This is a genomic window from Streptomyces cavernicola (assembly GCF_029968035.1).
GTDB classification, from domain to species: Bacteria; Actinomycetota; Actinomycetes; order Streptomycetales; family Streptomycetaceae; genus Streptomyces; species Streptomyces cavernicola.
On record NZ_JASCIQ010000025.1, the window covers coordinates 87,500 to 110,442 of the forward strand.

General features: G+C 72.0%; 17 protein-coding genes and 1 pseudogene. 14 read left to right on the forward strand and 4 right to left on the reverse strand.

What is annotated here, in order from left to right; genetic code table 11:
* Window positions 1-188 precede the first annotated feature (188 nt).
* From QIS96_RS23180 to QIS96_RS23210, 7 genes and pseudogenes are all read left to right on the forward strand, one after another.
* Window positions 189-1,178: a 2-dehydropantoate 2-reductase gene (locus tag QIS96_RS23180; RefSeq protein ID WP_282544624.1), complete on the forward strand. Its 990-nt coding sequence runs from the start codon at window positions 189-191 to the stop codon at window positions 1,176-1,178.
* A gap of 86 nt (window positions 1,179-1,264) precedes the next feature.
* Window positions 1,265-2,191: pseudogene (locus QIS96_RS23185) on the forward strand (molybdopterin oxidoreductase family protein); the annotation flags it as partial.
* A 17-nt stretch (window positions 2,192-2,208) separates the two neighbouring features.
* On the forward strand, window positions 2,209-3,069 hold the full coding sequence (locus QIS96_RS23190) for a 2Fe-2S iron-sulfur cluster-binding protein (protein ID WP_282544625.1): 861 nt from the start codon (window positions 2,209-2,211) through the stop codon (window positions 3,067-3,069).
* A 7-nt stretch (window positions 3,070-3,076) separates the two neighbouring features.
* Window positions 3,077-3,955 (forward strand): formate dehydrogenase accessory sulfurtransferase FdhD, encoded by an 879-nt coding sequence (gene fdhD, locus QIS96_RS23195; protein ID WP_282544626.1) that lies wholly within the window; start codon window positions 3,077-3,079, stop codon window positions 3,953-3,955.
* 144 nt (window positions 3,956-4,099) lie between these two features.
* Window positions 4,100-4,609, forward strand: coding sequence for an FBP domain-containing protein (locus QIS96_RS23200; protein WP_282544627.1), 510 nt, complete (start codon window positions 4,100-4,102; stop codon window positions 4,607-4,609).
* Between the two features lie 851 nt (window positions 4,610-5,460).
* Entirely contained in the window at window positions 5,461-7,383 is a 1,923-nt protein-coding gene (locus QIS96_RS23205; protein ID WP_282544628.1) for a sialidase family protein, read from the forward strand.
* Window positions 7,384-7,393: 10 nt separating this feature from the next.
* A complete protein-coding gene (locus QIS96_RS23210; protein ID WP_282544629.1) occupies window positions 7,394-8,668 on the forward strand; it encodes a DUF4185 domain-containing protein in 1,275 nt (424 codons plus the stop codon).
* On the opposite strand, the gene QIS96_RS23215 is transcribed toward QIS96_RS23210, so the two are convergent.
* Complete coding sequence (locus QIS96_RS23215) at window positions 8,604-9,716, reverse strand: bile acid:sodium symporter family protein (RefSeq protein ID WP_282544630.1); 1,113 nt, start codon at window positions 9,714-9,716, stop codon at window positions 8,604-8,606. The two genes, QIS96_RS23210 and QIS96_RS23215, sit on opposite strands and share 65 nt — an antisense overlap.
* A gap of 152 nt (window positions 9,717-9,868) precedes the next feature.
* On the opposite strand from QIS96_RS23215, the gene QIS96_RS23220 reads away from it, so the two are divergent.
* The 6 genes from QIS96_RS23220 to QIS96_RS23245 all read left to right on the forward strand — a co-directional run bounded on the left by QIS96_RS23220 (window position 9,869) and on the right by QIS96_RS23245 (window position 19,349).
* Window positions 9,869-10,738: a LysR substrate-binding domain-containing protein gene (locus QIS96_RS23220; protein ID WP_282544631.1), complete on the forward strand. Its 870-nt coding sequence runs from the start codon at window positions 9,869-9,871 to the stop codon at window positions 10,736-10,738.
* Between the two features lie 712 nt (window positions 10,739-11,450).
* Window positions 11,451-13,274, forward strand: a complete 1,824-nt coding sequence (locus QIS96_RS23225) for an AMP-dependent synthetase/ligase (protein WP_282544632.1) — start codon at window positions 11,451-11,453, stop codon at window positions 13,272-13,274.
* 337 nt (window positions 13,275-13,611) lie between these two features.
* A complete protein-coding gene (locus QIS96_RS23230; RefSeq protein WP_282544662.1) occupies window positions 13,612-14,616 on the forward strand; it encodes an ABC transporter substrate-binding protein in 1,005 nt (334 codons plus the stop codon).
* A gap of 12 nt (window positions 14,617-14,628) precedes the next feature.
* Window positions 14,629-17,550: an ABC transporter permease subunit gene (locus QIS96_RS23235; protein WP_282544633.1), complete on the forward strand. Its 2,922-nt coding sequence runs from the start codon at window positions 14,629-14,631 to the stop codon at window positions 17,548-17,550.
* Window positions 17,547-18,365, forward strand: a complete 819-nt coding sequence (locus QIS96_RS23240) for an ABC transporter ATP-binding protein (RefSeq protein WP_282544634.1) — start codon at window positions 17,547-17,549, stop codon at window positions 18,363-18,365. Before QIS96_RS23235 ends, QIS96_RS23240 begins: the two co-directional genes overlap by 4 nt.
* A gap of 150 nt (window positions 18,366-18,515) precedes the next feature.
* Entirely contained in the window at window positions 18,516-19,349 is an 834-nt protein-coding gene (locus QIS96_RS23245) for an aldo/keto reductase (protein ID WP_282544635.1), read from the forward strand.
* Window positions 19,350-19,479: 130 nt separating this feature from the next.
* Here the strand turns inward: QIS96_RS23245 and QIS96_RS23250 are convergent, their stop codons facing one another.
* Complete coding sequence (locus QIS96_RS23250) at window positions 19,480-20,349, reverse strand: class I SAM-dependent methyltransferase (protein WP_282544636.1); 870 nt, start codon at window positions 20,347-20,349, stop codon at window positions 19,480-19,482.
* Between the two features lie 849 nt (window positions 20,350-21,198).
* Window positions 21,199-21,507: a 4a-hydroxytetrahydrobiopterin dehydratase gene (locus QIS96_RS23255; RefSeq protein WP_282544637.1), complete on the reverse strand. Its 309-nt coding sequence runs from the start codon at window positions 21,505-21,507 to the stop codon at window positions 21,199-21,201.
* Window positions 21,508-21,690: 183 nt separating this feature from the next.
* Between QIS96_RS23255 and QIS96_RS23260 the strand changes: the two genes are divergently transcribed.
* On the forward strand, window positions 21,691-22,512 hold the full coding sequence (locus QIS96_RS23260; protein WP_282544638.1) for a helix-turn-helix domain-containing protein: 822 nt from the start codon (window positions 21,691-21,693) through the stop codon (window positions 22,510-22,512).
* Here the strand turns inward: QIS96_RS23260 and QIS96_RS23265 are convergent.
* Window positions 22,502-22,909, reverse strand: a complete 408-nt coding sequence (locus QIS96_RS23265) for a hypothetical protein (protein ID WP_282544663.1) — start codon at window positions 22,907-22,909, stop codon at window positions 22,502-22,504. The two genes, QIS96_RS23260 and QIS96_RS23265, sit on opposite strands and share 11 nt — an antisense overlap.
* Window positions 22,910-22,943 lie beyond the last annotated feature (34 nt).

A 22,943-nucleotide genomic window follows, 5' to 3' on the forward strand; every position in this document is an offset into this window, starting at 1 on the left:
ACAACGGCGTTCAGGGGCTCGGGACGTGTCCGTGAAGGCGCCGGGTCAACGCTCGGCAAGGTGCTGCGCGAACCCTTGCCGCCCCAACCCCCATACTGTAGACAATATTTCGTCGACACCGTGCGACTCCCTTGAAGCGCTCCCGGTGCTTCAACTCCTCGGTCCCCTCAACCGACAGGAGCCACACCGTGAAAGTCGCAGTTCTCGGCGCCGGAGCGATCGGCGCCTACGTCGGGGCCGCGCTGCACCGCGCCGGCGCCGATGTCCATCTCATCGCCCGTGGACCGCACTTGGCGGCCATGAGGCAGCACGGAGTGCGTGTGCTCAGCCCTCGCGGCGACTTCACCGCGCGGCCGCACTGCACCGACGACCCGGCCGAGATCGGCCCGGTCGACCATGTCTTCCTGGGCCTGAAGGCGACCTCGTACGCGGCGTGCGGGCCGCTCGTGGCGCCTCTGCTCCAGGAGCACACCAGCGTGATCGCCGCCCAGAACGGCATCCCCTGGTGGTACTTCCACCGGCACGGCGGGCCGCACGACGGGCACCGCGTCGAGAGCGTCGACCCCGGCGGCTCGGTCAGCGCGGTGCTCGCCCCGCAGCGGGCCGTCGGCTGCGTGGTGTACGCGGCGACGGAGCTCGAAGGGCCGGGCGTCGTACGGCACTTGGAGGGCACCCGGTTCTCGATCGGCGAGCCCGACCGGTCCGTGTCCAAGCGCTGCCTGGAGTTCAGCGAGGCCATGCAGGCGGGCGGCCTGAAGTGCCCGGTCGAGCCCGAGCTGCGCGAGGACATCTGGATCAAGCTCCTCGGCAATATCTCGTTCAATCCGATCAGCGCCCTGACCAGGGCCACCATGCGGCAGATGTGTCTGCACGGCACGACCCGCGAGGTGATCGAGCAGATGATGCAGGAGACCCTGGCCGTCGCGCACACGCTGGGCTGCCGGCCCGGCATCTCGGTGGAGAAGCGCATCGCGGGCGCCGAACGCGTCGGCGACCACCGCACCTCCACGCTCCAGGACCTGGAGAAGGGCAAGCCCCTGGAGCTGGACGTGCTGCTCGCCGCCGTCGTCGAACTCGCGGGCGTCAGCGGCGTCCCGGTGCCCACGCTCCGTACCGTGCACGCGCTCTCCGACCTGCTCGCCCACCAGACCGCCCCGCCGACAAGGAGCGCGGCATGACACCACCACCGGCACCACCGCCGGCACCACCACCGTCGGCACCACCACCAGGAGGGGGCAACGGCCGTACGCGGAATGGGGGTTCACGCAAGCGGGACCGCGCCCCGAAGACGTACACGCGGCTCACCCAGCCCCTGGTCCGTGACGTGAAGGGCGGGCCGCTGCGGCCCGCCACCTGGGACGAGGCGCTCGCGAAGGCCGCCGAAGGGTTCCGCCAGGCGCGCGTGCAGCACGGACCGGACGCGTTCGCGATGCTGTCCTGCGCCCGCGCGACCAATGAGATGAACTACGTGGCGCAGAAGTTCACGCGGGTCGTCATGGGCACCAACAACGTGGACTCCTGCAACCGCACCTGCCACGCGCCCAGCGTGGCCGGACTCTCCGCCGTCTTCGGCTCGGGCGGCGGCACCTCCTCGTACGAGGAGGTCGAGCACACCGACCTGATCGTGATGTGGGGCTCCAACGCCCGCTTCGCGCACCCGACCTTCTTCCAGCACGTGCTGCGGGGGATACGGAACGGGGCGCGGATGTACGCCGTCGACCCGCGCCGTACCTCCACCGCCGAGTGGGCCGAGTCCTGGCTGGGTCCGAACGTCGGCACCGACATCCCGCTCGCGCACGCCGTGGCCCGCGAGATCATCCACGCGGGCCTGCACAACGAGGCGTTCATCGAGCGTGCCACCAGCGGCTTCGAGGAGTACCGAGCCCTCGTCGAACCCTGGACGCCGTCCCTCGCCGAGAAGGTCACCGGAGTGCCGGCCGCCGCGATCCGCGACCTCGCGCACGCCTACGCGACGGCTGAACGCGCCCAACTCTGCTGGACGTTGGGCATCACCGAGCACCACAACGGCACCGACAACGTCCGCGCCCTGATCAACCTGTCACTGCTCACCGGCCACGTCGGCAGGTACGGCGCGGGCGTGCAGCCGCTGCGCGGGCAGAACAACGTGCAGGGCGGCGGCGACATGGGCGCCATCCCCAACCGGCTGCCCGGCTTCGAGTCCGCCGTCGACCGTCTGGGAGCCTACGCATGACCGCCATTCCGCTGCAGCCGCCGCGTCGTCTCGTGGAGTTCACGCTCGACGACGAACCGGTACGGGTCCCCGAGGGGTCCACCGTCCTGGACGCCTGCCGGGCCGCGGGCAAGGACGTGCCGACGCTCTGCCAGGGCGACACGCTCACCCCGAAGAACGCCTGCCGGGTGTGTGTCGTCGAGGTCGAGGGGGCGCGCACCCTCGCCCCGGCCTGTTCCCGCAAGGCGGAGCCGGGCATGGAGGTGCGTACGGACACGGAGCGGGCCCGGCACAGCCGCAAGCTGGTTCTCGAACTGCTCGCGTCCTCCGTCGACCTGTCGACCACGCCGCGCGTCGAGGAGTGGCTGCAGGAGTACGACGCGAAGCCCGACCGCTTCGGCCCGGACGCGGCCCGCCTGAACGAGTCCCCGAAGGTCGACAACGACCTGTACGTACGCGACTACGACAAGTGCATCCTCTGCTACAAGTGCGTGGACGCCTGTGGCGAGCAGTGGCAGAACACCTTCGCCATCGCGGTCGCCGGGCGCGGCTTCGACGCCCGGATCGCCGTCGAGCACGATGCCCCGCTCACCGACTCCGCCTGTGTGTACTGCGGCAACTGCATCGAGGTGTGCCCGACGGGCGCGCTCAGCTTCAAGAGCGAGTTCGACATGCGGGAGGCCGGTACGTGGGACGAGTCGGCGCAGACGGAGACGACCACGGTGTGCGCGTACTGCGGTGTGGGCTGCAACCTGACGCTGCACGTGCAGGACAATGAGTTCGTCAAGGTCACCTCGCCGCACGACAACCCGGTGACCCACGGCAACCTCTGCATCAAGGGCCGCTTCGGCTACCGACACGTACAGAACCGGGACTGATCACCTCATGGGACGCGTCACCGAGCGACGCCGCGTCATCCGTGTCCGGGACGGGGCGGTCTCCACCCGCCCGGACACGCTGGTCGCGGAGGAGCCGCTGGAAATCCGCCTCAACGGCAAGCCCCTCGCCATCACGATGCGCACGCCGGGCGACGATTTCGCGCTCGCCGCCGGGTTCCTGGTGAGCGAGGGCGTGCTCGGCTCGGCGGAGGAGCTGCGCTCGATCGTGTACTGCGCGGGCGCTCAGGCCGACGGCTCGAACACCTACAACGTGGTGGACGTCTCCACGGCCCCCGGTGTCGTGCTCCCCGACATCACCCTCGAACGGAACGTCTACACCACGTCGTCCTGCGGTTTGTGCGGCAAGGCCAGCCTGGACGCGGTGCGTACGACGGCGCGTTGGCCCATCGACGACGCGACCGGTACGGACCACGGGAACGGCAGCGCTCCCCCGTTCCGTATCGACCCCGAACTGCTCGCCGTCCTCCCCGACCGGCTGCGGGCGGCCCAGCGGGTCTTCGACCGGACCGGGGGCCTGCACGCGGCGGCGCTGTTCACAGGGGACGGCGAACTGCTCGACGTGCGGGAGGACGTGGGGCGGCACAACGCGGTCGACAAGCTGGTCGGCCGCGCCCTGCAGGACGGCCGGCTTCCGCTGGCCCGCACGATCCTGCTCGTGTCCGGGCGCGCGTCCTTCGAGCTGGCGCAGAAGGCGGTGATGGCGGGCATCCCGATGCTCGCCGCGGTCTCCGCACCGTCCTCTCTCGCCGTGGACCTGGCGGCCGAGTCGGGGCTCACCCTGGTGGGCTTCCTGCGCGGTACGTCCATGAACGTGTACGCGGGCGACCATCGCATTGCCCTGCAGGCCACGGCCGGTCAGGGCTGACGCGAGCGCCCGCCTACGCGGCGGCGGGGTCCCGGCCGGTGAGGAGCGCCCCCTGCGCCGGCCGGGCCCGGCGTGCACGTCCGTCCGGATACGCGGGTTTATCCGGATGCGCGGGGGCGGTGGCCGTACGTAAGGTCATCGCCCGTGGAACCGCTCTCCGAAAAACAGATCCGCTCGTCCTTCGTGAACTGCACCAAGGGCGAGGCGGCCCGCCTCAAGCTGCCCCTCTACTTCGCCGAACTCCCGTGGGCCGACCTGGACTTCCTCGGCTGGGTCGACCCGGGCGCCCCGCTCCGCGCCCACCTGGTGGTGCCGCGCGGCGCGGACGAGGCTCCGCTCGGGATCTCGCTGCGGGTGCCGTCGGTCAACCGCACGAGCGCGGTGAAGTCCAGCCTCTGCCAGATCTGCCTGACGGCCCACGCCTCCTCGGGCGTCACGCTCCTCGCCGCCCCGCTCGCGGGCGCCCGCGGCCGCGAGGGCAACACGGTCGGCACGTACATCTGCGCCGACCTGGCCTGCCCCCTGTACGTACGCGGCAAGCGCGAACCGAAACTCCGGACGACGCGCTACGAGGAGTCCCTGACCTTGGAGGAACGCCTCCACCGAATGAACACCAACCTGTCCGGCTTCACGACTCGAGTCCTGGCGGGCTGACCCTTTCTCCTCCCCACCCCGCCCCTTCCCGGCTGTGCCTGATATGCGGCTGCCGCCGCGTGGCTGCGGCGCTTCGGGGGCCAGCCCCCGGACCCCCCCAAGCTCTCGGCTGCGCTCGAGCAGGGGGGACCCCCATCTCAAACGCCGGAGGGGCTGGATTTCTGCGGGGCCCCGACAGGTGCGCGGGGCTATGACATCTGCGGCTCTGCCGCATGGGCACGACCAACCACGACGGCGCGCCAGGCGAAGGACGACCGAGGGCGGGGCGTGCCCCTATAGGGGCACGGGGCTGTGACATAAGCGGCTCCGCCGCGTGGGCGCGACCAGCCACAACGGCGCAGCAGCCGAACAACGACCGGGGCGGCACCTCAAGGGGCACGGGGAACTTCGCGACAGCCGAACGACGGCCAGGGCAACACCAAGGGGCGCGGGGAACTGCGCGACCAACCACGACGGCGCGGCAGCCAAACAACAACCAGGGGCGGCACCTCAAGGGGCGCGGGGCTGTGACATAAGCGGCTCCGCCGCGTGGGCGCGAGCAACCACGACGGCGCAGCAGCCGAACGAACCACCGGGGGCGGGGGGCGAAGCCCCGAGAGCGGGGACCGGGGGCGGCAGCCCCGGAGCGGGGGGCAGGGGGCGCGGCCCCCGGAGCTGTCCGCTGAGGACTTTCGGGAAGGGGCGGGGAGGGGAGAAGCAACAGCACCCCGATCCCCCGCGCACGACTTCTTGTCGACGCCTCCCACCCCAAGTACCGTCTGTGACCCGGACATTGGACGTGGGATGTCCGGATGACGTGAGATGACGTGAGATCAGACACCGCCAGGACCGCTCGAAGGGCAGGTCTCAGCATGCCGTCCGGACTCCGCACACGACTCCGCACAAGACTCCGAAGAGCACGTCCCAGAAGGGCCTTACGCCCCCTCCTCGCCACCCTCACCGCCGCCACCCTCGCAGCAGCAGCCCCCCTCACCGCACCCGGCGCCCAAGCCGCCCCCGAGCAGGCGGACTTCTCGCAGCAGGTCCTCTTCAAGGCCTCCCAGGACCCGGGCTACGCCTGCTACCGCATCCCCGCCGTCGTACAGACAAAAGCAGGCACCCTGCTCGCGTTCGCCGAGGGCCGGGTCAACGACTGCACGGACGCCGGCGACATCGACCTCGTCGTCAAACGCTCCACGGACGGCGGCCGCACCTGGGGCCCGCTGCAGGTCGTCAACGAGGGCGCGGGCGACACGCACGGCAACCCCGCGCCGATGGTGGACCGCGAGACCGGCCGCATCCTGCTCGCCGAGACCTGGAACCCGGGCAAGCCCGGCGGCGGCAACTGCGACGTGCCGTGCGAGCGCACCCCGCACCTGCAGTACAGCGACGACGACGGCCGTACCTGGTCGAAGCCGCGCGACCTGAGCGACCAGATCCTGCCCGCCGACTGGAACTCCTGGTACGCGACGGGCCCGGTGCACGGCATCCAGCTGGAGCGCGGACCGCACGCGGGCCGCCTGGTCTTCGGCGTCAACACCGAGACGTGGAACGGCAGTCGGGTCACCGCCAACCACGCCGCCCTGATCACCAGCGACGACGGCGGCGACACCTGGAAGGTGGGCGCGACCGACTCCTGGCCCATCGCCGAGGACGGCACGTTCCGCCAGAAGCCCTCCGAGGTGACGCTCACCGAGCGCGGCGACGGCGAGATCTACGTCAGCGGGCGCGAGCAGGACGGCACCGATCTGGGCCACCGCAGCCACGCGGTGAGCCGGGACGGCGGCGCGAGCTTCGACGGCAAGTTCCGCGCGATCCCGGACCTGTACGCGCCCCAAGTGCAGTGCGCCACCGTCGGGTTGGCGAGCCGCATGCTGCTGTCCTGCCCGGCCGACCCGGACCGGCGGCGCACGATGATGGTGCGCTCCTCGTACGACGGGGGCCGCACCTGGGACAGCGTGGACCGCGGCACGGTCGTGTCCACGGACTGGTCCGGCTACTCCGACCTGGTGGCCATCGAGGGCGCGGACCGGGTCGGGCTGCTCTACGAGGGCGGCGCGGTCGACGCGCGCGACGAGATCCGCTTCGCCCGCTTCACCGAGGACTGGCTGAAGCCGCGCCGCGGCCCCGACCCGACCACCCCCGACCAGGCGACCGGCGCGTCCGGTGCGGCGGTGCTCGGCGGCGCCCGGCAGACGGCGGGCCGCTACGGCGGCGCGCTCTCCTTCGACGGCACGGACGACGCGGTACGCCTGCCTTACCGAGCCCAACTCCCGCTGTACGACGACGAGTTCACGGCGTCCGTATGGTTCCGCTACTCGGCGGCGAGCGGGGAGCATCCGCTGTTCTGGATGGGCGGGGTCGGCACCACGCAGCCGCAGGTGTGGCTGCGCGGCGAGCCCGCGTCCGGGCGGATCACCGGCCTGATGACCGCACGGAACGGCGCTTCCCCGTCCCGCTCGGCGGTGGTGCGCAGCACGTCGGCGTACAACGACGGCAAGTGGCACCACGCCGTACTGCGCCGAACGGGCGAAGAGTTCAGCCTGACCGTCGACGGCGCGAGGACCGCCGTACCGGCCGTGCCCGGCTCGGTGAGCCGCACCTCGGGGTTCGGTGTGCACATCGGCCAACGCGTCGACAGCCGGGGCCACTTCGCCGGTTCGCTCGACGAAGTACGGGTGTGGAACCGGGCGTTGAGCGACGCCGAAGTGACACGGCTGCGCACTCCTGGGGCGGCTGTGACACCCGACACCGTGCTCTGGCTGCCCATGGACCGGATCGACGCGGGCCGTTAACGTCCGGTGCGTGTCAGCCGCTGAGCGTACGAGGAGCCCGAGGGCCGGGAAGCGGAAGCGCGGCGCCTTACTCGCGCTTCCGCTCGTCGCGGTCCTGGTGGGCGTTCTGTTGGCCGCCCTCCCGGGTGAGGACGACCCGGTGGGCGGCGCCGCGTGCACCCCGCGCAAGGTGGCGTCCTGGGCCCCGGACCAGCGCACCACCGGGGAGTTCGCCCGCTACGGCAACGACGCGGCCCGCGAGGACGACTGGACCGGCGGCGACGGCACGCACTCGGTGCGGCTTCCGGACGGCCGGACGCTGTGGCTGTTCTCCGACACGTTCCTCGGCAAGGTGCACGCCCCGCCGAACCGCTGGGGCCAGCCGCACGCCTGGCGCGACGACAGCGCGCCGTTCGTGCGCAACTCGGCGGCCCTGATGGACCGTTCGGGCCGCCTCGAACGCACCCTGCCCGCGCCGCTGTTCGCCGACCCGGCCGCCGGGCAGTGGCGCTGGCCGGTCGCGGCGAAGGTCGAGCCGCGCTCCCCCGGCTCGTCCGAGCAGGTCGTGCGCGTCCTCCTCTGGACCCGCGCCACCGGCACCGGGCCGTGGATCTACGGGCTTCCGCTCGCCACCGAGGTCGCCACGCTCTCCCTGCCCGACCTGCGCCTCGAAGGCACGGTGAAGGTCTCGGACCAGTCCGCCGTCCCGGACCCCGCCGAGCGCGTCCTGTACGGGACGACGACGGTGGACGGCGCGGAGTACACGTACGTCTTCGGCGGCAACGACGGGCAGACCGCGACGCGGCCGACTGCGGAGGCGTACGTGGCGCGCGTGCCGCACGGCCGGCTCGCCGAGCCGGACGCCTGGCGGTACTGGGACGGCGAGGGCTGGGGCAAGGGCGAGGCGGCCGCGCCGGTCCTCGGGGACGGGGCGAAGAAGGGGGTGGGCAGCGCGTACAGCGTGGTCCGCGACGACGGGACCTGGGTGCTGTTCACGACGGCGGCGGGCGCCGAGGGCCTGACGACGCTCACCACCTACTGGGCGTGCGCGCCGACCGGCCCCTGGCACGGCCCCGCGAAGGGCTTCACGCCGCCGCTGCCGCCGGACAGCGCGCCGCAGCCGGGCACCGCCGTCTACAACCCGCAGGCCCACCCGGCGCTGCGCGCCGACGACGGCCGGCTGCTGCTCGGCTACGACGTGAACTGGCTGGACCCCGACCCGCAGGTGGCGCAGGGGCACGTCAACCGGAACGTGTCGCTGTACCGGCCACGGTTCCTGCGGCTGCGGCTCGCTCCAGGCGACTGATCGGACCGGGGTCGTCCGGCACCGGCTCGGCAACGGGAGGCTCGGCGTCGGCGGAGACCTCCGGGTCGCGGGCACGGCGCTTGGCGATGACGGCGCAGACCATCAGCTGCATCTGGTGGAACAGCATCAGCGGAAGCACCGCGAGCGAGGCCTGCGCCCCGAACAGGACGCTCGCCATGGGCAGTCCGGCCGCGAGGGACTTCTTCGACCCGGCGAACTGGATCGCGACCCGGTCGGCCCGGGAGAAGCCGAGCCTCCCCCAGCTACCGCCGGGGGGACCCCCAGCGCCGAACCAGGTGAGCGACAGCATCACGGCGAGCAGCACGATCTCCACGCCGAGCAGCGCGAGCAGCCGCAGCGGGGTGACCTGGTGCCAGATCCCGGCGACCATGCCCTGGCTGAACGCGGTGTAGACGACGAGCAGGATGGAGCCGCGGTCGACGAGCCCGAGGACCTTCTTGTGCCGGGCGACGAACGGCCCGACCCAGCGGCGAAGGAGCTGCCCGGCGAGGAACGGCACGAGCAGCTGCAGCACGATCTTGACGAGGGAGTCGGCGGAGAACCCGGCGTTCCCGCCGATGAGTCCGGCGGCGAGCAGCGGCGTCAGGACGATCCCGGCGAGCGAGGAGAAGGACCCGGCGCAGATCGCGGCGGGCACGTTGCCGCGCGCGATGGAGGTGAACGCGATCGACGACTGCACGGTCGACGGCACCAGGGTCAGGAACAGGAAGCCGCTGTAGAGCGCGGGCGTCAGGACGTACGGCACGAGCCCGCCGGCGGCCAGGCCGAGCAGCGGGTAGACCGCGAACGTGCAGGCGATGACGGTGAGATGGAGCCGCCAGTTCCGCAGCCCGTCGAGCGCCTCGCGGGTGGAGAGGCGGGCGCCGTAGAGGAAGAACAGGAAGGCGACGGCCGCGGTGGCCGCCCCGGAGGCGACGTCGGCGCCCGTGCCGCGCGCGGGGACGAGTGCGGCGATGCCCACGGTGCCGAGGAGAAGCAGGACGTACGGGTCTATCGGCATCCAGGAGGGCCAGGTCGGGCGTTTCACGGTGCGCTGTGCTCCAGTGCGATGGGTCGGTGAAGGGGCACGCGTTGCGGAGCGTGCCCTCTCCATCGTCCTCCTGATCGCCGTGATCGGGAATCCGGGATACGGGACTGACTGCTATCGCGATACGTGATGACCGCGCTAGCGTGGGCGGTATGTACGACCCCGCACAGCTCCGCACGTTCCTGGCCGTGGCCCAGACCCTGAGCTTCACGCGGGCCGCGCGCCGGCTCGGCCTGCGGCAGTCGACGGTCAGCCAGCACGTGCGGCGCCTGGAGGACGCGGCGGGCCGCACCCTCTTCGCGCGGGACACGCACAGCGTGGAGCTGACCGAGGACGGTGAGGCGATGCTCGGCTTCGCCCGGACGATCCTGGAGGCGCACGAGCGGGCGGCGTCGTTCTTCGCCGGTACGCGGCTGCGCGGGCGGTTGCGGTTCGGGGCGTCGGAGGACTTCGTCCTCACCGAACTGCCGGAGATCCTCAAGGCGTTCCGGCGCGAGCATCCGGAGGTCGACCTGGAGCTGACGGTCGAGCTCTCCGGCACGCTGCACCGCAGGCTGGCCGAGGGGCGGCTCGACCTGGTCCTCGCGAAGCGGCACGCGGGGGCGGACGGGACGCTGGTGTGGCGGGACGAGCTGGTGTGGATCGGGGCGGAGACGGGTGGGGAGCGGCTGCGGATCGACCCGCAGGAGCCGGTGCCGCTGATCGTCTATCCGCCGCCGGGGGTCACGCGGGCGCGTGCGCTCGAAGTCCTTGAGCGGCAGGGGCGGGCCTGGCGCATCGCCTGCAGCAGCGGCAGCCTGAACGGGCTGGTGGCGGCGGCGCGGGCGGGGCTCGGCGTGATGGCCCACACCCGCAGCCTGATCCCTCCGGGCCTGGTCCGTATCCGCTCGGGTCTGCCCGACCTCGGCGGCGTCGACTTCGTCCTCCGCCACGGGCGGACCCGGGCCCGCGCCCAGGAGGCGGCGGACGCGCTGGCCGCGGCAATCCTGGCAGGCGGACACCGCCTCCACCGCGCCCGCTGAACTCTTCCCCTCCCCGCCCCTTCCCGAAAGTCTTCAGCAGACAGCCACGGGGGCTGCGCCCCCGCCCCCCCGCTCTCCGGGGCTGCCACCCCTGGACCCCCGCTTCGGGGGCCAGCCCCCGGACCCCCGCTCCTCAAACGCCGGAGAGGCTGGATTTCGCGAACTGGCACTGGATCCAGCCCCGGCAGGGGCTGGTTTATTAAGGGGCGCGGGGAACTGCGCGACCAGCCACGACGGCGCGGGCGACCAAACAACGACCGGGGAACAGGGCGGAGCCCCCAACAGGGCCACGACGGCACGGCAGCCGAAAAACAGCCGGGGCTCGGGGCGAAACCGCGGTATTTCAGGGGCGCGGGGAACTGCGCGACCAGCCACGACGGCGCGGGCGGCCAAACAACGACCGGGGAACAGGGCGGAGCCCCCAACAGGGCCACGAAGGCACGGCAGCCGAAAAACAGCCGGGGTTCGGGGCGGAGCCCCGGGCGGGTGGCGGGGCGACGACCCGCGTGACCGCCGCGTACGCATTCCGTGGAGATTACCGCACCGAAACTTACCCGAGGTAAGGGTTCTGCCCCACCCTCCCCCCTTGTCACCCCATTTCGCCTCCTGACCTGTGACGATGACGTGGATCCAGGAACCGCCACCCCCTCCCGTACAGGACCCGCTTGGGGTACCGTCACCCGCGCTGTGTGGAGCGCCACAAGGAGAACCATTGCGCGAGTTCACCTCACCTCCCCTGGCGTCGGCGCCGCCGGTGGGCGGTCTGGCCGATGCCGTCTTCGACCATGCCCTCGAGGACCCGCTGCGCATCGCCCTGGGACGCAAGGTCGACGGCCGCTGGCAGGACGTGACCTCCGCCGAGTTCCGTGACGAGATCCTCGCCCTGGCCAAGGGCCTCCTCGCGCAGGGCGTACGGTTCGGCGACCGCGTGGCGATCATGTCCCGTACGCGCTACGAGTGGACGCTCTTCGACTTCGCCCTGTGGACCATCGGCGCGCAGGTCGTGCCGATCTACCCCACCTCCTCCGCCGAGCAGGTCTTCTGGACGCTGTACGACGCGGAGGTCTCGGCCTGCGTCGTGGAGCACGAGGATCACTCGATGACGATCGGCTCGGTCATCGACCGGCTGCCCGCGCTGCGCCGGCTCTGGCAGCTGGACTCGGACGCGGTCGGCGAACTCCGCGCCGCCGGCGAGCACATCGAGGACGAGGTGGTGCACCGGCACCGGCGCGCGGTCACGCCGGACTCGGTCGCGACGGTGATCTACACCTCCGGTACGACGGGCCGCCCGAAGGGCTGCGTGCTCAGCCACGCCAACTTCATGTACGAGGCGGACAACGTCATCGGCCGCTGGGAGCCGGTGTTCCACTCCAAGCGCGGGGACGAGGCGTCCACGCTGCTCTTCCTGCCGCTCGCGCATGTCTTCGGGCGGATGGTGGAGGTCGCGGCGGTGCGCGGCCGGGTCAAGCTGGGGCACCAGCCGAACCTGAACGCGGCCGCCCTGCTGCCCGATCTCGCCGCGTTCCGGCCGTCGTTCATCCTGGCCGTGCCGTACATCTTCGAGAAGGTCTTCAACGCGGCCCGCAGGAAGGCGGAGACGGACGGCAAGATCGGGCCGTTCGACAAGGCCGTCGAGGTCGCGGTGCGGTACTGGGACGCAATGGAGCACAAGGCGTTCGGCACCGGCCCTGGACCGTCGGCGGCGCTGCGGGTGCAGCATCAGCTCTTCGACAAGCTGGTGTACTCCAAGGTCCGCGCGGCGATGGGCGGCCGGGTGCGGCACGCGATGTCCGGCGGCTCCGGGATGGACCGCCGCCTGGGCCTGTTCTTCGCGGGCGCGGGCGTGCTGATCTTCGAGGGGTACGGGCTCACCGAGTCGACCGCCGCGGCCACCGCCAACCCGCCGGAGCAGACCCGCTTCGGCACGGTCGGCCGCCCCATCCCCGGCACCACGGTGTACGTCGCGGAGGACGGCGAGGTGTGGCTGCACGGCGGCCATGTCTTCCAGGGCTATCTGGGCAACCCGAAGGCGACGGACGAGGCGCTGCACGAGGGCTGGCTCGCCACCGGCGACCTGGGCCACCTCGACGAGGACGGCTATCTCACGATCACCGGCCGCAAGAAGGAGATCCTGGTGACCTCCGGCGGCAAGAGCGTCTCGCCCTCGCAGCTGGAGGAGCGGGTGCGGGACCATCCGCTGGTCGCGCAGTGCATCGTCGTCGGCAACGACCGGCCGTACATCGCGGCGCTCGTGACCCTGGACTCGGACTCGGTCGACCACTGGCTGAACATGCGCGGCAAGCCGAAGCTGACCCCCGCCGATCTGGTCCGGGACCCGGATCTGGAGACGGAGATCCGGCGCGCGGTGGTGGCGGCCAACACCCTTGTCTCGCAGGCCGAGTCGATCCGTACGTTCCGCATCCTGGCGCACCAGTTCTCCGAGGAGCACGGGCTGCTCACGCCGTCCCTGAAGCTGAAGCGGAAGGCGATCGAGGAGACGTACTCGGCCGAGGTGGAGGCCCTCTACCGCGCGTGAGCGGCCCCGGCCGTCGGCTCACCCGTACGAGTGAACGTATGTGCGACTGGCCGCAGGCCTGATGTCGCCCCGCTAGATTCGCCTTGTCCGGCAACGCAGTTGCGGGACCTACCGTCGGACGGACGGGAAGTCAGGCCTGTGGAGCCCACGTAAGACCACCCGCCAGCGGGCGGCAGGGGCAGTGAAGCAGGAACCCGAGGTGGTGCCGCGCGCGGTGCCGACCGAAATCGTCGACCCCGGTCGGCGAGGGCGTCAAAGCAAGAAGGACACCGATCACGATCACGTGTCCACCTCTGAGCCCGCGCCGCGGGCAGCGCAGGACCGGCGGCCGACACCGATAACCAAGGTTCGGCCGCCGCTGCGCGACGACGGCCAGGACCCCGCCAAGAACCTGGCCGCGGCCCGCAAACTCGTCCAGCAGGACAAGGTGTTCGCGATATCGCCGATGAGCTCGGTCACCTTCTCCGGCGCCGACTTCCTCGACAAGGAGAAGGTGCCGACCTTCGGCTGGGGCACCGTCCCGCAGTTCTGCGGCCCCGAGTACATCTACGGCTTCACGGGCTGCCTCGTCCCCATGCCGGGCGGCACCATCACCCAGGCCTGGCAGGAGGGCCTCGCCGACGTGATGGGCGGCGCGAAGGGCAAGTCCGTCGCGATCCTCGCCAACGACAACGACGCCGGCACCTTCGCCATCCGCACCTACAAACAGGGCTTCGCCGCCGCCGGCTTCGAGGTCACGTACGCCAAGGCCGTCGTGCCCGCGACGTCCACGCCGAGCGACTGGTCCGCGTACACCAAGGAGATCCTGCGCAGCGACGGCGGCAAGGCCCCGGACGCGGTCGTCTCGGTGATGCAGACCCCGTACAACATCGGCCTGTTCACGGCGATCAAGCGGACCGGGTACAAGGGCGTGCTCAGCGACCCCACCGACTACGACCCCGGCCTGCTCGCCAAGAGCGCCACCCGGAAGGCGCTCGACGGGGTGCATGTGCTGCTGACCTTCGAGCCGTTCGAGTCGGACAGCGCGCGGATGAAGCAGTTCAAGGCCGACATCAGGAAGGCCGCCGGGAAGGACGTGCCGCTCAACATGCACATGATGACGGGCTACATGTCCGCCGACCTGTTCCTCGCCATCGCCGAGAAGGCCGGCAAGAACCTCACCACCGCCTCCTTCCAGCAGGCCGCCAAGGGCTTCAAGGACACCGGCACCATGGTCGGCGACCGCGAACTGCCCAAGGGCCAGAAGGAGTCCTTCGGCTGCGGCGCGCTCGTCCAGCTCAAGAACGGCCGCTACGAGGTGTCCTCGCCGTATCGGTGCTACGAACCGATCCCCTTCAAGTGACGGCGGCCCACCATGGCTGACCTCCTCGGATTCGTCCTCAGCGGTCTCGTCTCGGGTGCGCTGTACGCGCTGCTCGCCACGGGGCTCGTGCTCTCCTACTCGGCGTCCGGCCTGTTCAACTTCGCCCACGGCGCGACCGCTTACCTCTGCGCGCTCGCCTTCCACGAACTGCACTCCGGCTTCGGCTGGCCCGCCGTGCCGACCGCGCTCCTGCTTGTCTGCGTGATCGCGCCGGGGCTCGGCTGGGGCCTGGACCGGCTGATGTTCCGCAAGCTCGCCAAGGTCGGCGAGACCGCCCAGATCGTCGCCACCATCGGCCTGTTGGTGGCGCTGCCCGCGCTCGGCCTGTGGATCGTCGAGCTTCTGGAGCGGGCGGGCGCGCCGGTGAAACCCGCCGAGAACCAGTTCGGCCTGCCGGGCGTCGGGCCGAGCCCCGCGGAGTCCTGGCAGCTCATGGACGGCGTCGGCGTCGACTCGGACCAGCTGATCACCTGGGTCACCACGGCCGTGGTCGCCGCCGGGCTCTGGCTGCTGCTCCGGCACACCCCGCTGGGCCTGCGCCTGCGGGCCGTCGTCGACAACCGCTCCCTGGTCGAGCTGCGCGGCATGAGCGCCGACCGGCTCTCGTCGGTGGCGTGGATGCTGTCGTCGGCGCTCGCGGGCCTGGCGGGCGTCCTCGCCACGCCTCTTCTCGGCCTGTCCGCCCACGACTTCACCCTGTTCCTGTTCGTCTCGGCGACCGCCGCCGTCCTCGGCCGCTTCGCCTCCATCCCCCTCGCGTTCGCGGGCGGCCTCGCGCTCGGGGTGCTGCAGAACCTCGTCGCCGGGTACGCCTCGTTCGCCGACGACATCACCGGCTTCCGTACGGCCGTGCCGTTCCTGATCCTCTTCGCCGGACTCCTCCTCATGGCCAGGCGACAGCGCACCGCGGGCACCGCCGCCGTGGACGCACCGCCGCTCGACCACCTCAACGGGGCGTCCTGGCAACGGCGTTGGGGACCGTGGGCGGTGGCGGCGCTGCTGCTCGGGGTGGCCTTCTACACCGTCACGACGCCCTTCTGGAGCGGCATCCTCGCCCAAGGCCTCGCCATCTCCCTGGTGTTCCTCTCCTTCACGGTCGTCACCGGGCTCGGCGCGATGGTCTCCCTCGCACAGGCCACGTTCGTCACGGGCGCGGCCCTTGTCGCGGGCCTCCTGATGAGCCAGGGCTGGCCGTTCCTCGGCGCTGCCCTGGTCGGCACCTGCGCGGCGGCCCTGCTCGGCGCGGTGGTCGCACTGCCCGCCCTCCGCCTCGGCGGCCGCTCCCTCGCCCTCGCGACGCTCGCCCTCGCCTTCCTCGCCGACCAAGTCCTCTTCCAGACAGGCTGGTTGAGGAACGGCGACACCGGCTGGGAGATCCCCCGGCCCATCCTCGGCCCGATCGACCTCGGCGACGACCGGGCGCTCGGCGTCGCCCTGCTCGTCCTCGTCACCGCCGTCGTCGCGGCCCTCAGCGCGCTGCGCAACTCGCCGACGGGCCGCGCGATGCTCGCCGTACGCTCGGCCCCCGCGGCGGCGATGGCCTCCGGCGTCTCCGTGGTCCGTACGAAGCTGCTCCTCTTCACCCTCTCCGCGGGCCTCGCCGGGTTCGGCGGCGTCATGTACGCCTCGTACAACACCCGCATCACCGCGACCGACTTCACCGCGATGACGGGCCTCGTCTGGCTCGCGGTGGTCGTCGCGGCGGGTGTGCGCAGGCCGCAGTACGCGGTGGTGGCGGGCCTCGTCTTCGCCCTGGTCCCGCACCTGATGGCGGACTACGTGACGGAGTCCGTGCATCTGCCGGTGATCCTGTTCGGCTTGGCGGGCCTGGCCCTGGCGAACGACCCGGACGGGTACGCGGCTGCGGTGGCGGTTCGACGGTTCCGGCGGCGCGCGTCTTCTTCCCCTGACCCGCCCCTTCCCGAAGTCCTCAGCGGACAGCTCCCGGGGGCTGCGCCCCCGGACCCCCTTTCCGGGGCTGCCGCCCCTGGACCCCGCCTCGGGGCTCCGCCCCGGACCCCGTATCGCGCTTCGCGCTCGTCCTCAAACGCCGGACGGGCTAGTTTTTCAGGGGCGCGGGGAACTGCGCGACCAGCCCCCACGGCGCAGCAGCCGAACAACGACCGGGGCGCGGGGCGGAGCCCCGAAGCGCCGCAGGCTTTCGGGAAGGGGCGGGGTGGGGAGAAAACCGCCCTGGTCCTCCACGACCTGCACGCCGGCTACGACGGAGCCCCCGTCCTCCACGGAGTGGACCTGGCCCTGAGAGCCGGCGAGATCCTCGCTCTCCTGGGCCCCAACGGCGCGGGAAAGACGACCACTTGCCGAGTGGCGGCGGGACTCCTCGCACCCCGCACCGGCCAGGTGCACGCGGCCGGCCGGGACGTGACCCGGCAGTCCCCCGTCCACCGCTCCCGCGAGGGCATCCTCCTCGCCCCCGAGGGCCGCGGCATCTTCCCCGCCCTCACCATCGACGAGAACCTCGCCCTGCACCTGCCGAACCGCACCGACCGGGACGCGGTGTACGAACGGTTCCCCGCGCTCGCCGCACGCCGCACCGTGGGGGCCGGCTCGCTCTCCTGCGGCGAGCAGCAACTCCTCGCGCTCGCACCGCTGTTGCAGCGCCCGCCGAAGGTCCTGATCGCCGACGAGCCGTCCCTGGGGCTCGCGCCCCGCGTCGTCGACGAGGTGTTCCGGCTGCTCACCGAACTCCGGGACGCGGGCACGGCGTTGCTGCTCGTCGAGGAGAAGGCCGCCGAGATCCTGGGTGTCGCGGACCGGGTCGCGTACCTGGCCCAGGGCCGTATCTCGTGGTGCGGCCCGCGCGCGGAGGTCGAGGCGGACCGCCTGACGGAGGCCTACCTCGGCATCGCCACGCACACCAGCGCCACACGTACGGAGGTGAGCGGCCCATGACCACGAGCACAACCACAACCACGGCAACGACCACGACCCGGCACGTGCTCGAAGCGAGCGGGATCGACGTGCGGTTCGGCGGTGTGCGGGCGCTGCGGGACGCGCGGATCGCGGTGCGGCCCGGCGAGGTGTGCGGCCTCATCGGGCCCAACGGGGCCGGGAAGACCACCCTGTTCGACGTCGTCTCCGGCATCCGCCGCCCCGACGCGGGCCGTGTGCTGCTCGACGGAGTCGACGTCACGCGCCGTTCCCCGGTCTGGCGGGCCCGGCACGGCATGCGGCGCACCTTCCAACGCCAGCAGCTCTTCGGCCAGTTGACCGTCGCGGACAACCTGCTCGTCGCGCAGGAGTGGCGGGGCGGCGGAGGCGGGCTCGTGGCCGACGCGATCGGCGCGCCGAGCCGCCGCAGGCGTGAACGGGCGCGCAGGGAACGGGCGTTGGAGGTGCTCAGGGAGTGCGGCCTGGACGACCTCGCGGCCGACCACGCGGGCGCGCTGCCGGTCGGCCGTGCCCGCATGGTGGAGTTGGCGCGGGCGCTCGCCGACCCGCCGCGCCTGCTGCTCCTGGACGAGCCCGCGTCGGGCATGACGGCCGCGGAGCGCGCCCAGTTGGCGGCCGTCGTACGGCATCTCGCGGACGAGGAGGGGTGTGCGGTGCTGCTCGTCGAGCACAACGTGGCGTTCGTGATGGAGCTGTGCGCCCGCGTCGTCGTCCTCGACCTGGGCGCGGTCCTCGCCGAGGGCACGCCGGCTCAGGTGCGGGCCGACCCGAGGGTGCGGGACGCGTACCTGGGGACGGTGGCGGCGACGGGCTGACCGGCGTGCCCGGCCGAGGCGGTGAGGGGGCGTGGCCTGGGAGCCGCCTCACCGCCCCGACCTGCGTGAACGTGTCGTGAACGGGAATGCCGGAAGGGGCCTGGTCGTTGACGATGTAAGTACCACCCATCACCGAAGGATCGAGAGCTCGTGAGCAAGGTCCCCACCATCACCCTCAACAACGGCGTCAGCATGCCGCAGCTCGGCTTCGGCGTCTGGCAGGTGCCGGACGACGAGGCGGAGCGCGCGGTCGGCACCGCCCTGGAGGCCGGGTACCGCAGCATCGACACCGCCGCCGTGTACGGCAACGAGGAGGGGACCGGCCGGGCCCTCGCCTCCTCGGGCATCGCGCGCGACGAGCTGTTCGTCACCACCAAGCTGTGGAACGCCGACCAGGGCTACGACGCGACACTGCGCGCCTTCGACGCCTCCCTGGCCAAGCTCGGCCTGGACCACGTCGACCTGTACCTGATCCACTGGCCGCTGCCCGCCCGGGACACGTACGTGGACACGTACAAGGCCTTCGAGAAGATCTACGCCGACGGCCGCGCGAAGGCCGTCGGTGTCTCCAACTTCCTGCCGGAGCACCTGGAGCGGCTGCTCGGCGAGACGTCGATCGTGCCCGCGCTCAACCAGATCGAGCTGCACCCGCAGCTGCAGCAGGCCGAGTCCCGCGCGGCGCACGCGCGGCACGGGATCGCCACCGAGGCCTGGTCGCCGCTCGGCCAGGGCAAGGGCCTCCTCGAAGTGCCGACGATCGTCGCGATCGCGCAGAAGCACGTCCGCAGCCCGGCCCAGATCGTGCTGCGCTGGCACCTGCAGCTGGGCAACGTCGTGATTCCGAAGTCCGTGACACCGTCCCGGATCGCGGAGAACATCGACGTGTTCGGCTTCGAGCTCGACGACGAGGACCTGAGCGCGATCGCGGCGCTCGACGAGGGCAAGCGGCTCGGCCCGGACCCGGCTACGTTCGACGTGGCCTGACCGGTCCTCTTTCCGCATGCTTCTGCATGCTCTGCATGCTCTGCATGTTCGGCCGAAGCCGCCGTACGGATCGTTCCGTACGGCGGCTTCGCCGTTACCCGCCGCTCCCGCACGCGCTGCCGTGCGCGGCTCAGGCGTCCTTGCGCTTACGCCCCGCGTGCACGGTCTGTGTGGCGAGCAGGAACACGTCGGGACGGTGGTCGAGACCCGCCTCGTCGTCCGGGTCGATGAGCCTTGCGACGGTGGCGGCGTCGTCCGCGTCGAGCCCCTCGCGCAGGCCGCCGCGCCCCCGGCCGAAGACATCGGCGACGTGCGCGCGGACCGTGGCGGAGGCGGGCGCGGGCAGGTCGAGCAGGTGGGTGCGCGTCTCGAGGTGGGTGAGTCCGGCGGCGGTGAGGAGCGCACCCCAGTCCTCCGCTTCGTCCTTGACGTCGGGCAGCGCGGCGCGCATCTCGTTGAACCGGGCCGCGTCCGCCGCGTCGAGCCTGGCCTGCAGTCCGGGGGTGCCGATGCCGATGTCCCGCGGCAGGTAGCGCGCCGGAAGCCCGCCCTCCAGGAGGACGAGAACGCCGCCGGGCGCGAGGTGCCGGGCGAACTCGGCGAGCGCGGCGCGCTGGTCGCCGAGGTGGTGCAGGGCGAGGCCGAGCCAGATCACGTCCGCGTCGCCGACGTCCGCGAGGCCCGCGGGGAGCTCGGCGAGGCGGGTACGGACCCGGTCGCCGAGCCCGTTGCGCTCCGCCCGCCGCGCGGTCAGGTCGAGCAGTGCCTGGGTTGCGTCCACGGCGACGACCTCGGCGCTCGGGAAGGCCTCGGCGAGCGCGCGGGTGACGACGCCGGGGCCGCTGCCGGCGTCCACGATGCGGCGCGGCTCGGGTTGTGCGGCGCGCACCTGCTCGATGATCCGCGCGGTCATCGGCGCGTACGCAGCGGCCCGCCGCTCCAGGCTCGCGCTCATCTCGGCCCAGTCGGCGTGGCTGTGCTCGTGCTCATGTGCACCCATGTGATGTCGCCTCTCAGGTCGTACGTGTACGGGCGCAGCGTGCGCGCGAGGGGGCGGCCCCGTCGAACCCTGTTGCGGTTCCGGCAAGAAGGGCGTTTGTCTTTCCCCACCCCGCCCCTTCCCGAAAGACTGCCGTCGGCACGGGGGCCAGCCCCCGGACCCCCGCTCCTCAAACGCCGGAGGGGCTGAATTTGGGCGGGGCTACGGGCCCCGACAGGGGCGCGGGGCTGTGACACTGGCGGCTGCGCCGCGGGGCGCACCCAACGACGACGGCGCGGCTGAATCTAGCCCCGTAAGGGGCTGGTCTTCAGGGGCGCGGGGCTGCGACATCGGCGGCTGCGCCACGTGGGCACGACCAGCCACGACGGCGCAGCAGCCGAAGAACAACCGGAGTGACGGGGCGAAGCCCCGGCCTTTCAGGGGCGCGGGGAACTGCGCGACCAGCCACAACGAAGCGGGCAGCCGAACGACGGCGGTATCCGGGGCGAAGCCCCGGCAGGGGCGCGGGGCTGTGACACTGGCGGCTGCGCCACGTGGGCACGACCAGCCACGACGGCGCAGCAGCCGAAGAACAACCGGAGTGACGGGGCGAAGCCCCGGCCTTTCAGGGGCGCGGGGATCTGCGCGACCAGCCACAACGGCGCGGCAGCCGAACGACGGCCGGGGCACGGGGCGCAGCCCCGGGAAGCGAGGTCCAGGGGCGGCAGCCCCGGGAAGCGGGGGCCGGGGGCGGCAGCCCCGGGAAGCGGGGGCCGGGGGCGGCAGCCCCGGGCGCGGGGCCGGGGGGCGCAGCTCTCGGAGTTGTCCGCTGAGGACTTCAGGCAAGGGGCGGGGAGGGGAAGGGAAGACTCAGGCCTTGACGCCGTGGGTCCGCGCCAACGCCTCCACCCGCCCCGCAAGCCCGAAGTCCTTCTCGGTGACCGCCCCACCCACACTGTGCGTGTTCACCGACAAGTCCACGGAGTGGTACCCGAGCACCAGGTCGGAGTGGTGATCGAGCTCGTCCTGCACCTGCGCGATATGCACGACGAGCGCCGCCGCCGCGAAGTGCGAGCCGAGCCGGTACGAGCGGGTCAGCTTGTCGCCCTGGAACGCCCACCCGGGCAGCTCCGCGAGCTTGTCGTCGATCTCCTGCTGCGACAGCGGTGCCAGTGCCATGGCAAGCGCTCCTTACGAGGAAGGGAAGAAGGGAAGAAGGGAGGAAGGGAGGAAGGGAGGAAGGGAGGACGGGAGGACGGGAGGAAGGGAGGACGGGAGGAACCCAGGACGGAGGAAGGTACGAGAGGCTACTCGCGCCAGCCTGCCACAGCCCGCGCGCCCGGGATCGGTTACGGTCCTCGCATGACCAGCGCCGAGGGACGTGCAACTGCCGTACGGGGCAAGGGAGTCGGCCCCCTCCTGCGCGGCTGGCGGGAGCAGCGCCGCATCAGCCAACTGGACCTCGCGCTGCGCGCCGACTCCTCGGCGCGGCACATCAGCTTCGTGGAGACCGGCCGGTCCCGGCCGAGCGAGGAGTTCCTGCTGCGCCTCGCCGAGCACCTGGACGTCCCCGTACGGGAGCGGAACGCGCTGCTCCTGGCCGCCGGGTACGCCCCGAAGTTCCCGGAGACCCCGCTGGACGACCCGTCCCTGGAGGCGCTGCGCGCCGGTCTCGACCAGCTGCTCCGGGGGTACGAGCCGTACCCGGCGCTGATCGTCGACGCCACGTACCAGGTGGTGGCCGCGAACCGGGGCATCGCGATGCTCATCGAGGACGTGCCCGAGCATCTCCTGGAGCCGCCGATCAACACGATGCGGCTCGCCCTGCACCCGGAGGGCCTGGCCCCGAGGATCCGCAACCTCGGCGAGTGGCGGGCGCATCTGCTGCACCAGATGGAGCGCCAGATCGCCCTGCACCGCTCGGACGCGCTGCGCGAGCTGTACGAGGAGGTCGCGGCCTACCCGGTGGCGGACCCGGGCGAGCGGCCGGGCCCGGAGGAGCCGCCGATGCCGTACTTCGCGCTGCCGCTGCGCCTGGAGCACCGGGGCCGACTGCTGTCGTTCGTGTCGTCCATCGCGACGTTCAACACCCCGATGGACGTGACGGTCGCCGAGCTGGCCGTGGAGACGCTGCTCCCGGCCGACCCGGCGACGGTCAAGCACCTGCGGGACCTCATGCCCTGAGCGACAGGTACTGTGCTCCCGCGAAGGCGCCGACGACGACCGCCTGCAGGGCGATCCACACGGCCCCGATCCCGGTCGGCGCGAACCACAGGACGAGGCCGAGCACGCTGAGCACCGCCCAAGCCGCGTTCACCTCGACCACGACCTGCACCCCGAACCGCGGCGGCTCGGCCCGCGCGGCGAGCGCCCCGACCCCGGCGGCGAACACGACGAGCCCCACCCCGAGCGCGAGCAGCAGCCCGGAGTCCACGCCGAGCAGCCGCCCGACGGGCCCCGAAGCGACCCCGTACACCAGGCCGTTGACCCCGGTCACGACGGCGTCGGCCCCGAGGAACCGCCGCAGCCCCACGCGCGGCTCGGTGGTCCGAGCAACCCCACTGAGCAGATAAGTCGACATCTCCACCACGCACCCTCTCCCGATCACACCGACA

Excerpts from the sequence above, each read along its gene's own strand:
- QIS96_RS23190 (WP_282544625.1), top strand. The coding sequence starts at position 2,209 with ATGACCGCCATTCCGCTGCAGCCGCCGCGTCGTCTCGTGGAGTTCACG.
- fdhD (WP_282544626.1), top strand. The coding sequence starts at position 3,077 with ATGGGACGCGTCACCGAGCGACGCCGCGTCATCCGTGTCCGGGACGGG.
- QIS96_RS23205 (WP_282544628.1), top strand. The coding sequence starts at position 5,461 with ATGCCGTCCGGACTCCGCACACGACTCCGCACAAGACTCCGAAGAGCA.
- QIS96_RS23220 (WP_282544631.1), top strand. The coding sequence starts at position 9,869 with ATGTACGACCCCGCACAGCTCCGCACGTTCCTGGCCGTGGCCCAGACC.
- QIS96_RS23235 (WP_282544633.1), top strand. The coding sequence starts at position 14,629 with ATGGCTGACCTCCTCGGATTCGTCCTCAGCGGTCTCGTCTCGGGTGCG.
- QIS96_RS23240 (WP_282544634.1), top strand. The coding sequence starts at position 17,547 with ATGACCACGAGCACAACCACAACCACGGCAACGACCACGACCCGGCAC.
- QIS96_RS23250 (WP_282544636.1), bottom strand. The coding sequence starts at position 20,349 with ATGGGTGCACATGAGCACGAGCACAGCCACGCCGACTGGGCCGAGATG.
- QIS96_RS23255 (WP_282544637.1), bottom strand. The coding sequence starts at position 21,507 with ATGGCACTGGCACCGCTGTCGCAGCAGGAGATCGACGACAAGCTCGCG.
- QIS96_RS23260 (WP_282544638.1), top strand. The coding sequence starts at position 21,691 with ATGACCAGCGCCGAGGGACGTGCAACTGCCGTACGGGGCAAGGGAGTC.
- QIS96_RS23265 (WP_282544663.1), bottom strand. The coding sequence starts at position 22,909 with ATGTCGACTTATCTGCTCAGTGGGGTTGCTCGGACCACCGAGCCGCGC.